This is a genomic window from Pseudomonas sp. R4-15, from assembly GCF_055768815.1.
This window is the reverse complement of sequence record NZ_CM147293.1, coordinates 4,172,898-4,186,976: the sequence shown is the minus strand read 5'-3', so window position 1 is coordinate 4,186,976 and position 14,079 is coordinate 4,172,898. Positions and strand designations below refer to the sequence as shown.

Here is a 14,079-nt window from a genome sequence, read left to right as displayed (position 1 = left end):
GAGAGGGCGGCAGCGTAACACGCCTGTAAACAGATGTTACTTGCGCGCCCTTAGTACCACGAACTTGGGATTCGCCGCGACCTGCTCGACGCCCCGGAACAGGCGCCTGAGCTTGGCGTGGTAACCCAGGTGGCGATTGCCGACGATCCACAGCTCGCCGCCGGTCACCAACGCCCGGTGGGCCTGCTGGAACATCCGCCAGGCGAGGAAGTCACCCACTGCCTGCTGCTGGTGGAAGGGCGGGTTGCACAGCACCAGATCGAGCGATTCCGCCGCCTGGCCGGCCAGGCCGTCATCGGCGCGGATGCTCGCCGCGCGCTCGCCCAACGCCGCGCGCCAGTTCTGCGCGGCGGACTGCACGGCCATGTAGGACTCGTCGACCAGGGTCAGTTCGGCCGCCGGGTTGGCTAGCGCGTAGGCGATGCCGAGGATGCCGTTGCCGCAGCCCAGGTCCGCCACGCGGCGTGCATCGGTGTGTTTGGGCAGGTGCGGGAGAAAGGCGCGGGTGCCGATGTCCAGCCCTTCGCGGCAGAACAGGTTGGCGTGGTTGAGCAGCTCCAGCGCGGGGCTGTCGACGCGGTAGCGGGTCGGGTAGGGCGAGTGCGGCGCGGGACGCTGTGTCGGCGTGACGTGCAGCAGGCGTGCCTTCTTCAGCGCCAGCGACGCCTGGACCTCGCCCAGGTATTTCTCCAGCAGATCGCCCGCCGCGCGCGGCAGATGCTTGACCATGCCCGCGGCGATCACCCGTGCGCCGGGTGCCAACTGTTCGTGCAGCCGGATCAGCTGTTCCTCCAGCAACGCCAGGGTCTTCGGCACCCGGATCAGCACGACGTCGAACGGTCCCTCGGCCGTCTCGCTGGCCGGCACGAAGCGCACGGCATCCGCTGCCAGGCCATTGCGTGCCAAGTTCTTCCGCAGCGCCAGGTGCGCGAGGTGCGAGTCGCCGCTGCTGGTCACCTGCGTATGCGCGGCCAGCGAGCAGGCCAGCGCACCGAAGGCGTCGTTGAGCACCAGCGTCCGTGTCCCCTGTTCCAGGCCCTGTTCGTGCAGCGCGGCAAGCAGGTACTCGTCGGCGGCGTCGAAGGCTTGCAGCGGTTCGTTGCGTTGCTCCGGCTGGCGGATCAGGTCGAGCTGGGCAAAGGGCGATTCGAGCTGGGGCATGGGCGGTGACGGCAAGCGAATGGGCGCGCATTTTAGCCCATGGCTTTGACAATTCGTTCACATTGGGATGACGGGAACTGAACGACTGCTTGGCTAACTTGCGCGCGCACCGCTGACAGGCGGTCGTCCTCCCGCTGGTTTGCCGAGATTTCCGATGTCCCGATCCTCCGGTCGTTCCCCGTTTGGCCTGCGTCACCACCTCGCTTTCACGCTTGGCGCTGCCGCATTGTTCATGCTGATGCTGTCGCTGCTGCGCGTGGCGTTATTCCTGCACAACCATGACCAGCTCGGCGATACGCCGCTCTCGGTGTTGCTGGAGGGCTTCGCTAACGGTCTGCGCTTCGACCTGCGGCTGACCGTCTATGCCTGCATCCCGCTGCTGCTGGCGTTGCTCTGGCCACCGTCGTTCGCCTTGCGGAGAACGTTGCGCGCCTGGCTGGTGCTGTGCGCGGCCATCGCCGCATTGCTGGGGATTCTGGAGCTGGATTTCTACCGGGAATTCCACCAGCGCCTCAATGCGCTGGTATTCCAGTACCTGCAGGAGGACTCCGATACCGTCGCCAGCATGATCTGGAACGGCTTCCCGGTGGCGCGCTACCTGCTGGCCTGGGGGCTCACGCTGCTGCTGTTCGGTTGGCTGCTGGCTCGCCTGGACCGGCGCACCCGCCCGGCGCCGGGAGCGACCTCGCAACGTCCACCTCTGCTGGCAAGCCTGGCGGTCTTCGCGCTCTGTCTGCTGGTCTCGGTGATCGCTGCGCGCGGCAACCTGCGCCAGGGCCCACCGCTGCGCTGGGGCGATGCCTACACCACCGACTCGATGTTCGTGAACCACCTGGGCCTGAACGCCACGCTGTCGTTGGTCGATGCCGCGCGGCATACCTTCTCCGCCCATCGCGACAACCAGTGGAAGGGCTCCCTGGCGCCGGAAAAAGCGCTGCAGCAGGTTCGCCAGATGCTGGTCGGTCCGCGTGACCAACTGGTGGACGCCGATCAGGCGGCGATTCGCCGCGACAGTACGCCACCGCAGGACAAGACCCTCGGCGTGCGCAACGTGGTGGTGATCCTCATGGAGAGTTTCTCCGGTCACTACACCGGCGCCCTGGGCAGCGATGCCGGCATCACCCCGAACTTCGACCGCCTGTCCCGCGACGGACTGCTGTTCACGCGCTTCTTCTCCAATGGCACGCATACCCACCAGGGCATGTTCGCCACCATGGCGTGCTTTCCCAACCTGCCCGGCTTCGAGTACCTGATGCGCACGCCGGAGGGCTCACATCAGTTCTCCGGTTTGCCGCAGCAGCTTTCGGCGCGCGGTTACGATGACGTCTACGTGTACAACGGCAATTTCCAATGGGACAACCAGTCCGGGTTCTTCAGCAACCAGGGCATGCGCCATTTCGTTGGCCGCGAAGACTTCGTCAACCCGGTGTTCATGGACCCGACCTGGGGCGTTTCCGATCAGGACATGTTCGACCGTGGCGTCACCGAGCTGAACCAGTTGCAGGCCCAAGGAAAGCCGTTCTATGCGCTCTTGCAGACGCTCTCCAACCACACTCCCTATGCCTTGCCGTCCCCTCTGCCGGTGCAGCCGGTGACCGGCCACGGCTCGCTCGACGAGCACCTCACGGCGATGCGCTATGCCGACTGGGCACTGGGGCGTTTCTTCGACGAGGCGCGCAAGCAGCCCTGGTATAGAGACACCCTGTTCGTGGTCCTCGGCGACCATGGCTTCGGTGCCGAGCGCCAGCTCACCGAGATGGACCTGTTCCGCTTCAACGTGCCGCTGCTGCTGATCGCGCCGGGTATCCAGCAGCGCTTCGGCGAGCGCGACGAAACCGTCGGCAGCCAGGTCGACGTGGTGCCGACGATCATGGCGCGTCTGGGAGGGCAGACGCGCCAGCAATGCTGGGGCCGCGACCTGCTCGACCTGCCGGCAGGTGACCCGGGACGAGCGATCATCAAACCGTCCGGCGGTGGTCAGAGCGTGGCCATCGTCGAGGGTGGGCGGATCCTGGTGAAGAGCCCGGAGTTGGCGCCGATGCTCTACGACTACCACCTCGGCGGCCAGGCCGACGCGCGCAAGGTCGAAGATCCACTGGCGTTGCACGGCATGGGCGAGCGGCTGGACGCCTTCCTGCAGACGGCCACCCGCAGCCTGCTGGAGAACACCACCGGCGTCCGTGTCGCCACACCCTGACGCGGTCGGCAATACACCTGCCCCGTGCCGGTGTTTGCCGAGCCTTGAATGGGCGACACTAGCGAGGTATCCGTTGCCGAGCCGTGTCGCATGAGCGAAGACAAGTTCACCCGTCAGACCCTGCTGGAGGTCCGCCCGCTGACCTCCAGCCTGTTCACCCTGCGTTGCAGCCGTGATCCGGGCTACCGCTTCCGCGCCGGGCAGTTCGCTCGCCTGGGCGTGACCAAGGCCGACGGCAGCATCGTATGGCGCGCCTACTCGATGGTGTCGGCGCCCCACGACGACTACCTGGAGTTCTTCTCCATCGTGGTTCCGGGCGGTGAATTCACCAGCGAGCTGTCACGCCTGCGCGAGGGCGACGAGCTACTGGTGGACAAGCAGGCGTTCGGTTACCTGACCCTCGATCGCTTCGTCGACGGCCGTGACCTCTGGCTGCTGGCCACTGGCACCGGGGTGGCGCCGTTCCTGTCGATCCTCCAGGACCTGGAAGTGTGGCAACGCTTCGAGCGCATCAAGCTGGTCTACAGCGTGCGCGAGGCGCGCGAGCTGGCCTACCGCGAGCTGCTCGCCGAGTTGCCGCAGCGTGATTATCTGGAAGGGGCGGGAGAAAAGCTGCAGTTCATCCCGCTGGTCACGCGGGAGACGCTGCCGGGCATGCTGCACGGGCGCATCACCACGCTGATCGAGAGCGGCGAGTTGCAGGCCGCGGCGGGACTGGCGCTGGAGCCCGAGCATTCGCGCATCATGCTCTGTGGCAATCCGCAGATGATCGAGGACACCCGGGCGCTGCTCAAGGCCCGCGACCTGCAACTGTCGCTCAGTCGCAGGCCGGGGCAGGTCGCGGTGGAAACCTACTGGTGACTCAACCCTGACGGTCGTTCTGCGCCTTGAGCAGGTCGCGAATCTCGCTGAGCAGGGTTTCTTCCTTGCTCGGTGCCGGCGGGGCGGAGGGTTGCACTGCTTCCTTGCGCTTGAGATGGTTGATCGCCCGGACGCCGACGAACACCGCGAAGGCGATGATGACGAAATCGATCACCGTCTGGATGAACTTGCCGTAGGAAATGGTCACCGCCGGGGTGTCGCCGACCGCCTCCTTGAGCACGATGGCCAGGTCGCTGAAGTCCACGCCACCGATCAGCATGCCCAGTGGCGGCATCACCACGTCGCCGACGAAGGACGACACGATCTTGCCGAAGGCTGCACCGACGATGATGCCGACGGCCATGTCGACGACATTGCCCCGTACGGCGAAGGCTTTGAATTCCTGCAAAAAGCTCATGGGGTTTCCTTTCGATCTGGTTGAGGGTGATGCGTCCTGCCAAGCGCTACAGTGCCGCGACGGTCATGGGTCGTCGAGACGCGCCGGGAAGTCCTATTGCGACTGTGCGCAGCGCCTTGGCGTTCCCTGCGACAGCATAGCGCGCGGGGCGGCTGCGGGTAGAGCGGGGCGTCTTGATCCGCATCAAGATTGTCCAGGGGGGCATGCCTTAGGGTGCGCCACAAGCAAATCCCCCCGGAGCCTTCATCATGCATATCGAGTATGCCTCTGCCGAACCGCAAGCCAGCCGCCAGGACAGCATCGTCAGGCTGCGCCGCCACGATCCGCGCTTCGCGCGCATGGCCGATCACTACGAGGATCTGGACAAGCGCATCGGGCGCATCGAACTGGGCGTGGAACGCCTCGAAGACAGCCAGCTGTCGGCCCTGAAGATGCAGCGCCTGGGTCTGCGCCAGGATATCGACCGCCTGCTGCACAAGGCCGGTGGCGAATGCTGCAACTGCGGGGGCAACTGCCGCGGTTGAGTTGACCCGCTTCTGCATGACGGCCCGCTTGCGGGCCGTCGTCGTTTAAACTGGCGGCTTTTGCCGGGGATCCTTCCGATGGCCAAGGCCAAGCGCATGTACGGCTGCACCGAGTGCGGCGCCACCTTCCCCAAATGGGCCGGCCAGTGCCCCGAATGCAATGCGTGGAATACCCTGGTCGAGACGATGGTGGAAAGCGCACCGCCGTCCAGCGGACGCGGCGGCTGGGCCGGTGCCCAGGCGCAGTTGAAGACCCTCGCCGAAGTCTCGGTGGAGGAAGTGCCGCGTTTCCCCACCGATTCCAAGGAGCTGGACCGCGTGCTTGGCGGCGGCCTTGTGGACGGCTCGGTGGTGCTGATCGGCGGCGATCCGGGGATCGGCAAGTCCACCATCCTATTGCAGACGCTGTGCAACATCGCCCGTAACCAGCCGGCGCTGTACGTCACCGGCGAAGAATCCCAGCAGCAGGTGGCGATGCGTGCGCGGCGCCTGGAGCTGCCGCTGGACCAGCTCAAGGTCATGACCGAGACCAGCATCGAGGCGATCATCGACACCGCCCGCCGGGAGAAACCCCGGGTGATGGTGGTGGACTCTATCCAGACCATCTTCACCGAGCAACTGCAGTCCGCCCCCGGCGGCGTCGCCCAGGTGCGCGAGAGCGCCGCCTTGCTGGTGCGCTTCGCCAAGCAGAGCGGCACGGCAATCTTCCTGGTCGGCCACGTCACCAAGGAAGGGGCGCTGGCCGGCCCGCGCGTGCTCGAACACATGGTCGACACCGTGCTGTATTTCGAGGGCGAATCCGACGGGCGCCTGCGCCTCTTGCGCGCGGTGAAGAATCGCTTCGGCGCGGTCAACGAACTGGGCGTGTTCGGCATGACCGACAAGGGCCTCAAGGAAGTCTCCAACCCCTCGGCGATCTTCCTCACCCGCGCCCAGGAGGCGGTGCCGGGCAGCGTGGTGATGGCGACCTGGGAGGGCTCGCGGCCGATGCTGGTGGAGGTGCAGGCGCTGGTCGACACCAGCCACCTGGCCAACCCGCGCCGCGTCACCCTGGGCCTGGACCAGAACCGCCTGGCGATGCTGCTCGCGGTGCTGCACCGCCATGGCGGGATTCCCACCTACGACCAGGACGTGTTCCTCAACGTGGTCGGCGGGGTCAAGGTACTGGAAACCGCCTCGGACCTGGCGCTGATGGCCGCGGTCATCTCCAGCCTGCGCAACCGGCCGCTGCCCCACGACCTGCTGGTGTTCGGCGAGATCGGCCTGTCCGGCGAGATTCGCCCGGTGCCGTCCGGCCAGGAGCGCCTGAAGGAAGCCGCCAAGCACGGCTTCAAGCGCGCCATCGTGCCCAAGGGCAACGCTCCCAAGGAGGCCCCGGCCGGCCTGCGCGTGGTCCCCGTGACCCGCCTCGAACAGGCGCTCGACGTCCTCTTCGAGGAAGACTGAGTCCTGACGGATGATAGTTTCCAAACTCTGCATGGAAATGCAGCCTCGGACGCTCCGCGTCCGCTAGCCAGCAAGGTGGGAGGACGTTCCCGCCCCAGGTAACCCCCTCTCCCCAGCCCTCTCCCACGAGGGGAGAGGGAGCGTTCGTGCAGGCCGGCAGCCTCGATGACAGGCGTGGCGCTGCTTTGCCCCCTTGCCGCTCGTGGGAGGGCCGGGGCAGAGGGCGTGTTCGTGCACAGGCACGGCGCTGCTTTGCATCTCGCCCCTTGCGGGAGAGGGGACGGGGGAGAGAGCGTGTTCGTGCAGGCCGGCAACCTCGATGACAGGCGCCGCGCTGCTTTGCCCCCTCGCCGCTTGCGGGAGGGCCGGGCAGAGGGCGTGTTCGTGCACAGGCGCCGCTCTGCTTTGCACCCCTCGCCCCTTGCGGGAGAGGGGACGGGGGAGAGGGGGGGCGTTACCAGCCGGCTGCGTGGAAACGGTCCGGGAATGAAAAAGGGGACGCCGTGGCGTCCCCTTCTCGTATTGCGCTGCAGCGATTTCAGCTCGCGTCTTCGTTCGACGCGGTCTCGTCGCGGGGCAGGTCGGACATCAGGGCGCGGCGGACCGCGTTGTCTTCGGTCATCTCGAACCACATGCCGTTGAGGACGGCAAAGGCGGCCGCCAGCGGCAGACCGAGCAACCAGGCGAAGTACCACATGGTGAAAACCTCTCTAATTCAGTCGTTGGCGGAAGATCAGTAAGCGTGGCCCTTGCCACCCTCGATGCCCTTGGCGTCGACCTTGCCCCACAGCACTTTGTAGACCCAACTGGTGTAGGCGAGGATCAGCGGCAGGAAGATCACCGTGCTCACCAGCATGATGAACAGCGTCATGTGGCTGGACGAGGAATCCCACACGGTCAGGCTGAAGCGCGGATCGACCGACGAGGGCAGGATGAACGGGAACATCGACATGCCCACCGAGGCGATGATGCCGAAGATGCCCAGGCCGCTGGCGAGCATCGCCAGGTTGTCGCGGCGCGCGCGCATCAGCAGGCAGGCCAGCAGGCTGCCGGCGAAGCCCAGTGCCGGTGCGGCGAGCATCAGGGGGTGCGCGGCGTAGTTGACGAACCAGGCGCCCTGGCTGACTTCGGCGGTCTTGAACAGCGGGTTGGACGGGCCGACCGGGTTGATCGGCGAGGTGATGCTGTAGCCGTCCACCCACTGCCACAGGGCGAAGCCGGCCAGTGCGTAGAGCACGATGGTCAGCAGGAACGCCAGGCTGCCGACGGTGCGCGCGCGTTCTGCCAGTGCGCCCTCGGTCTTGATCCGCAGCCAGGCGGCACCATGTGCGACCAGCATGCTCACCGACACCAGACCGCAGAGTACGGCGAAGGGGTTGAGCAGGCCGAAGAAGCTGCCGTCGTAGTAGATGAACATCTCCGGGCTCAGGCGGAAGGGGACGCCCTGCAGCACGTTGCCGATGGCTACGCCGCAGATCAGCGCGGGGACGAAGCCGCCGACGAACAGGGCCCAGTCCCAGCCGCTGCGCCAGGTCTTGGATTCGCGCTTGCTGCGGTACTTGAAGGCCACCGGACGGATGATCAGCGCCACCAGGATGGCGAACATCGCCAGGTAGAAGCCGGAGAAGGACACCGCGTAGAGCTGCGGCCAGGCGGCGAAGATGGCGCCACCGCCAAGGATCAGCCAGACCTGGTTGCCTTCCCAGGTGGGGCCGACGGCGTTGATCACCACGCGGCGCTCCAGGTCGGTCTTGGCGATGAAGGGCAGCAGGATGCCAGTGCCCAGGTCGAAACCGTCCATCACGGCGAAGCCGATCAGCAGGACGCCCAGTAGCACCCACCAGATGACACGCAAAGTGTCGTAGTCGAGCAGTTCATGCAGGATCATGGGATCACTCCGCAGGCGAATAGAGGGGTTGGCGAGTAGCGACCGAAGCCAGGTTCGGCGGCAGGCCGGCGCCGGCGCGCTGTTCGGGTTCATCTTCCGGGCCGTGCTTGATCGACTTGAGCATCAGCTTCATTTCGATGATCAGCAGTACCGTGTAGATGGCGACGAAGCCGGCGATGGTCAGCAGCAGGGTCTTCACACCCAGGTGCGAAACTGCCATGGCGGTGGGTAGCACGCCCTCGATGACCCACGGCTGACGGCCGTATTCGGCGACCAGCCAGCCGCACTCGATGGCGATCCACGGCAGCGGAATGGCGTACACCGCGACCTTCAGCAGCCAGCGGTAGCGCTCCATCTGGTGACGGGTGGAGAGGTAGAAGAAGGTGGCGGTCAGCGCGATGAAGAACATGCCCAGGGCAACCATCACGCGGAAGGTCCAGAACAGCGGTGGCACGTCGGGCACAGTGTCCCAGGCGGCCTGGTTGATCTGCGCGTCGGTCGCCTGGCGCGGGTCATCCACGTAGCGCTTGAGCAGCAGGGCATAGCCGAGGTCTTCGCCGTTGCTTTCGAAACGCTCCTTGAGTTCCGGCGAGATGTTGGTGGTCGAGCCCTCGGCGCGGATCTGCTCCAGCGCGTCGTAGGCCTCGATGCCACGGCGGATGCGCCGCTCGGCACTGAGCACCAGGTCGTTGATGCCGGGGATCTCGGTGTCCAGCGAGCGGGTGCCGATCAAGCCCATGACGATCGGGATGTGCAGCGCGTAGTGGGTCTCGCGGGCTTCCTGGTCAGGAAAGCCGAAGGCGGTGAAGGAGGCCGGTGCCGGCTGGGTTTCCCACATGGCCTCGATGGCGGCGAGCTTCATCTTCTGGTGTTCGCCGGAGAGGTATCCGCTCTCGTCACCGAGCACCACCACCGACAGCGAACCGGCCAGGCCGAAGGATGCGGCGATCGCCATCGAGCGCTTGGCCAACTCGATGTGGCGTCCCTTGAGCAGGTACCAGGCGGAGATGCCGAGCACGAAGATCGAGCCGCAGACGTAGCCGGCGGACACGGTGTGGACGAACTTCGCCTGGGCCACCGGGTTGGTCAGCACGGCGAAGAAGTCGGTCACCTCCATGCGCATGGTCTGCGGGTTGAACGCCGAACCCACCGGATTCTGCATCCAGCCGTTGGCGATGAGGATCCACAGCGCCGAGAGGTTGGTGCCCAGTGCCATCAGCCAGGTCACCGCCAGGTGCTTGACCCGCGAGACCTTGTCCCAGCCGAAGAAGAACAGGCCGACGAAGGTCGCTTCGAGGAAGAACGCCATCAGGCCCTCGATGGCCAGCGGCGCGCCGAAGATGTCGCCGACGTAATGGCTGTAGTAGCTCCAGTTCATACCGAACTGGAACTCCATGACGATGCCGGTGGCCACGCCCATGACGAAGTTGATGCCGAACAGGGTGCCCCAGAACTTGGTCATCTGTCGCCAGATCACCCGTCCGCTCATCACGTAGATGGTCTCCATGATGGCGAGCAGGATCGACAGCCCCAGGGTCAGGGGGACGAAGAGAAAGTGATAGAGCGCGGTCAGCGCGAACTGTAATCGCGACAGACTGACTATGTCGAAGTCCATGGCTGTTTCCTTTGATGTACTGAAGGGGTGAAGGTGTTAGTCGTTACGCAGGTCGTCGAGCAGCGCATCGAAGCCGGGACTGCCGCGGCAGTGCTCGGCCTCGATGCGGCCCTGGCGGATCAGGATCAGGCGGTCGGCCAACTGCGCCTCGCGGCGCAGGTGCGTGGCCAGCAGCCAGGCGTTTGGGGTGTCATGACGGTCCAGGCGCGTCAGCACATCACTAGCGGTGGCGCCGTCCAGGCCGTCGGTGGGTTCGTCGAGTAGCCACAGCGGCGCGTCGCGCAGCAGCAGGCGGGCCAGCGCCAGGCGCCGGGCCTGACCGCCGGAAAGGCCTTGGCCACCTTCGCCCAGGGGGGTGTCCAGGCCCTCGGGCCAGGCGCGTAGGGTCTTGCCCAGGCCGGCTGTGTCCAGCGCCTGCCACAGTTCGGCATCGCTGGCGCTGGCGCGGGCCAAGCGCAAGTTGTCGCGCAGACTGTCCTGGAAGAGCTCGGTGCGCTGGGTCAGCCAGCCGTGGCGGCCGATGGCGAGCTCGCCGCGCTGGGCCTGCAGCTCGCCAGTGAGCAGCGCCATCAACGAGGACTTGCCCGCACCGCTGGCGCCAACCAGCGCCACGCGCTCGCCGGGGCGCAGTTGCAGGTCGATGTCGATCAGGCAGTCGCGGCTGGCGCCGGCATGTCGCGCGCTGACGCCGCGCAGCGCGAGGACGGCATCCGTGGCGGGCGTCGGCATCACGGGTTCGTTGTCTGTCGTGTGCAGGCGCGGCGTCAGGCGTTGCGCCGCCAGCGTGGTGCGGCCCATCTCCAGCGCGCCACGGCGCAGGGCGGCCAGCGGCTCGGTCATGCCCAGGGTTACCAGTACCAGCAGCACCGCCACCGGCACGCCGATCACTTCGAGGCTGACCAGCCAGCCGGCGACCAGCAGCGTCAGCGCCAGCAGTCCATGGCCGAGCAGGGCGAAGCCGGCGGCCGCGCGGGTGTCCAGGCGATGCAACTGGTCATCGCAGGCGGCCAGGCGTGCGTCGATGCGCTCGATCTGTGCGCACTGGGCCTGCAGGCGGTCGGCCAGCAGCAGTTCGCTCTGCCCGGCGACCAGGTCGGCGGTGCGTCCGCGCAGCGCTTCCACCGCATGGGCGCGCAGGCGCGCCGGACGCAGCGCGCCGCTCCAGGTGCGACGTAGAATCAGCAGGCTGCCCAGGCCCATCGCCAGCAATACCGCCAAGCCCAGCCCCGGGTGTACCAGGCCGAGCGTAATGGCCGCGGCGAGGGTTGCCGCCAGTGCGGCACCGGCGGGAATCAGCAGGCGCAGGTAGAGCGAGTCCAGCGCGTCGATGTCGCCGGTCAGGCGGAACAGCAGGCGCGCCGGACGGCGTGCCAGCTCGCCGGCCGCACGCGGCGCGGCCCAACTGCGGAACAGGCGTACGCGCAGGTCGGCGAGCACCGCCAGGGTGGCATCGTGGGTCAGCAGGCGCTCGCCGTAGCGGGCGAAGGTGCGCACGAGGGTGAACAGGCGGATGCCCGAGGAAGGCATGAACACGTCGAAGGCCAATGCGCTGGCCGCGCTGGCACCGGCAATCGCGGTAGCGCTGAGGAACCAGCCGGAGAGCCCGAGCAGCGCCATCCCGGCGAGTACCGTCAGGCAGGCCAGCAATGCGCCGGCGAGCAGCAGGGTGCGATGGCCTCGGTAGAACAGCGGCAGCAGCGGACGCAGGCTGGCCAGAGCGGTGGAGAGACGGGCGTGCTTCACGGCTGCAACTCCTTGGCCGACGGGCTGACGGGGCGGGCCTGGCACAGCGCCGCCAGGCTCACCTGACGCTGTACGGCGGCGGCCAGCAGCGGATCGTGGGTGGCCACCAGCAGGGTGCGGCCCTGGCTCAGTTGCAGCAGCGCCTCGGTGACTTCGCGGGCGGTCTGGCGATCCAGGTGCGCGGTGGGTTCGTCGGCAAGGATCAGGCGAATCGCCGGGTCGGCCGCGATACGTGCAATCGCCAGGCGCAGCGCCTCGCCGCCGGAGAGGCCGAGGCCACCTTCGCCGAGTTGCTGGCCGGCATGGGCCTGTTCCACGCTTTGCAAGTGGGCCGTGGCCAGCGCCCGCTGTACGGCGGCCTTGTCCACCGAGGGGCGCCCCAGGGCGACGTTGGCCCGTACGCTGCCGGCGAAGATGTGCGGCTGCTGGCCGACCCAGCCGATCTGCCCGGCGCCCAGCGCGCTGGCGATCTCGCCATGGCTCACCGGCAGCAACCCGGCGATGGCCGCCAGCAGGGTGGACTTGCCGCAGCCGCTGGGCCCGGTGATCGCCAGTTGTTCGCCCTCGCGCAGGCTCAGCGATAGACCGCTGAAGGCCGGTTGCTCGCGCCCGGCGTGCTGCACGGCGAGCTGCTCCAGGCACAGCAGGACGCCGTCCTGTGGCGCCGGGGCGGGCGCCGGGAGGGGCACGCCGCGCTCGCTCAGGCGCGCCATCGCCTCGCTGGCCGACACCCCGGCGGCGCGGTCATGCCAGACGCCGGAGAGCTCGCGCAGTGGTTCGAAAAACGCCGGTGCCAGCAGCAGGATGAACAGCCCTTCGCCGAGGCTCAGGCGTGCGCCCCAGGCGCCGAAGTTCAGGTAGCCGAGCAGGTGGAAACCGACGTAGACCGCGACCAGTGCCACGCCGAGGGCGGAGAACAGCTCCAGCACCGCCGAAGAGAGGAAGGCGATGCGCAGCACGCGCATCGTGCGCTGGCGCAGCGACTGCGCCGACGCCTGCACGCGCTCGGCGGTTTGCTCCACCGCATCCAGCGCGCGCAGGGTGGTCAGGCCGCGCAGGCGATCGAGGAGAAACCCGTTCATCGAGCCCATTTCCACCCATTGCGCCTGCGCCGCGGCCTTGGCGCTCCAGCCGACCAGCGCCATGAACAGCGGAATCAGCGGCGCGGCGAACAGCAGCACCAGCGCGGCAGTCCAGGAAAACCAGGCGGTGACCACGGCGATCACCAGCGGCACCAGGGTCACTCGCTGGCGCACCGGCAAGTAGCGCAGCAGGTAGGGCAGGAGCGCCTCGGCCTGCTCGGCAAGAATGCTTGCCGCCTCGCCGGAGGGCGTGCGCTGGCTGTCCAGCGGCGAACGGCTGGCGAGACTCTGCAGCGCTCCGTGGCGCAGATGGGAAATCTGTGCACGGGCATCGCGATAGAGCAGGCGTGCGCCCCAGGCATCGGCCAGGCTGCGTAGCACGCCCACGGCCAACACGATCAGCGCCGCCGGCCAGACCACCGGCATGCCACGGCCATCGAGCAGGCCCTGGACCGACCAGGCGATGGCGGCGGCCTGCGGCAGCCACAGCAGCGCAGCGAGGGTTTGCAGCGAGGCCCCCAGTGGAGAGGGGCGATGACCTAGCATGGGCTCGGCCCTCCGGTAGGAGATGACGGCTTCAGCGAGGTGATTCGGACGGCCCGTGTTACACGCGGACAGGGGGAATGCACGACACGATTACGGCGTTCGGCTCTCATGGCAAGGCACGACTTGATTCGTGAGCACGCTGTCGATGCGCAATGCGGGGGGAAGCCATTCGCGGTCGACGTCGAGGAATTGTATGCGCCTTGAGGGCGTCTTCTTGGGCAATTCCTATGCCATTAAGACTAGTGTGGATGTCCCACTTGCTCAAATGCGACGCACGGCCGCACATCGGCCAGGAGCAGAGACAGATTGTCGCTGCAACCCCCGTGGTCTCTGTGTTGCAGGAAATGTGATGGGGCTCTCAAGTCGGGGGTGTGGCTGTTTGTCTCAGTGCTGTTTGGTAGCGCCGATAGCCCTTTCCTGCAAGGGGCGAGGGGCTTTTCGGGGAAGCCCGAAGGATTGGAGAGCATTTGATCTGTCGAGGCGCTGTGCCTATCGGTGCTTTTGAATGGAACACCTGCCTAACTAGCTGGCACGATGCCATTCCCCTCGCGGGAGAGGGGCCGGGGGAGAGGGGGAGCCCACCATCCATCAGAAAACA

At 67.0% G+C, this 14,079-nt stretch carries 11 protein-coding genes; 4 read left to right on the top strand and 7 right to left on the bottom strand.

What is annotated here, in order from left to right:
* Positions 1-36: 36 nt before the first annotated feature.
* Positions 37-1,161 (bottom strand): methyltransferase, encoded by a 1,125-nt coding sequence (locus tag ACYRGX_RS20180; RefSeq protein WP_473054207.1) that lies wholly within the window; start codon positions 1,159-1,161, stop codon positions 37-39.
* A 154-nt stretch (positions 1,162-1,315) separates the two neighbouring features.
* Here ACYRGX_RS20180 and ACYRGX_RS20175 point away from each other — a divergent pair, with 154 nt between their 5' ends.
* Positions 1,316-3,358 (top strand): LTA synthase family protein, encoded by a 2,043-nt coding sequence (locus ACYRGX_RS20175; RefSeq protein WP_473054206.1) that lies wholly within the window; start codon positions 1,316-1,318, stop codon positions 3,356-3,358.
* 90 nt (positions 3,359-3,448) lie between these two features.
* Positions 3,449-4,219, top strand: coding sequence for a ferredoxin--NADP reductase (locus ACYRGX_RS20170; RefSeq protein ID WP_473054205.1), 771 nt, complete (start codon positions 3,449-3,451; stop codon positions 4,217-4,219).
* Position 4,220: 1 nt separating this feature from the next.
* On the opposite strand, the gene mscL is transcribed toward ACYRGX_RS20170, so the two are convergent.
* Positions 4,221-4,637 carry a large-conductance mechanosensitive channel protein MscL gene (gene mscL, locus ACYRGX_RS20165; RefSeq protein WP_473054204.1) on the bottom strand — a complete coding sequence of 139 codons (417 nt, stop codon included), beginning with the start codon at positions 4,635-4,637 and terminating at the stop codon, positions 4,221-4,223.
* A gap of 248 nt (positions 4,638-4,885) precedes the next feature.
* Here mscL and ACYRGX_RS20160 point away from each other — a divergent pair, with 248 nt between their 5' ends.
* Positions 4,886-5,161, top strand: a complete 276-nt coding sequence (locus tag ACYRGX_RS20160; RefSeq protein ID WP_473054203.1) for a YdcH family protein — start codon at positions 4,886-4,888, stop codon at positions 5,159-5,161.
* A gap of 78 nt (positions 5,162-5,239) precedes the next feature.
* Positions 5,240-6,607 carry a DNA repair protein RadA gene (gene radA / locus ACYRGX_RS20155; protein WP_473054202.1) on the top strand — a complete coding sequence of 456 codons (1,368 nt, stop codon included), beginning with the start codon at positions 5,240-5,242 and terminating at the stop codon, positions 6,605-6,607.
* A gap of 538 nt (positions 6,608-7,145) precedes the next feature.
* On the opposite strand, the gene cydX is transcribed toward radA, so the two are convergent.
* From cydX to cydD, 5 genes are read right to left on the bottom strand one after another with little or no spacing between them, the layout of a single operon-like run.
* Positions 7,146-7,304 (bottom strand): cytochrome bd-I oxidase subunit CydX, encoded by a 159-nt coding sequence (gene cydX, locus ACYRGX_RS20150; RefSeq protein WP_473054201.1) that lies wholly within the window; start codon positions 7,302-7,304, stop codon positions 7,146-7,148.
* Between the two features lie 36 nt (positions 7,305-7,340).
* The gene (gene cydB / locus ACYRGX_RS20145; protein ID WP_473056739.1) at positions 7,341-8,480 is read right to left on the bottom strand and encodes a cytochrome d ubiquinol oxidase subunit II; all 1,140 of its coding nucleotides are present in this window, start codon (positions 8,478-8,480) and stop codon (positions 7,341-7,343) included.
* A gap of 19 nt (positions 8,481-8,499) precedes the next feature.
* On the bottom strand, positions 8,500-10,110 hold the full coding sequence (locus ACYRGX_RS20140) for a cytochrome ubiquinol oxidase subunit I (RefSeq protein WP_473054200.1): 1,611 nt from the start codon (positions 10,108-10,110) through the stop codon (positions 8,500-8,502).
* A gap of 36 nt (positions 10,111-10,146) precedes the next feature.
* On the bottom strand, positions 10,147-11,853 hold the full coding sequence (locus tag ACYRGX_RS20135; RefSeq protein WP_473054199.1) for an amino acid ABC transporter ATP-binding/permease protein: 1,707 nt from the start codon (positions 11,851-11,853) through the stop codon (positions 10,147-10,149).
* Positions 11,850-13,481, bottom strand: a complete 1,632-nt coding sequence (cydD, locus tag ACYRGX_RS20130; protein WP_473054198.1) for a thiol reductant ABC exporter subunit CydD — start codon at positions 13,479-13,481, stop codon at positions 11,850-11,852. Before cydD ends, ACYRGX_RS20135 begins: the two co-directional genes overlap by 4 nt.
* Positions 13,482-14,079 lie beyond the last annotated feature (598 nt).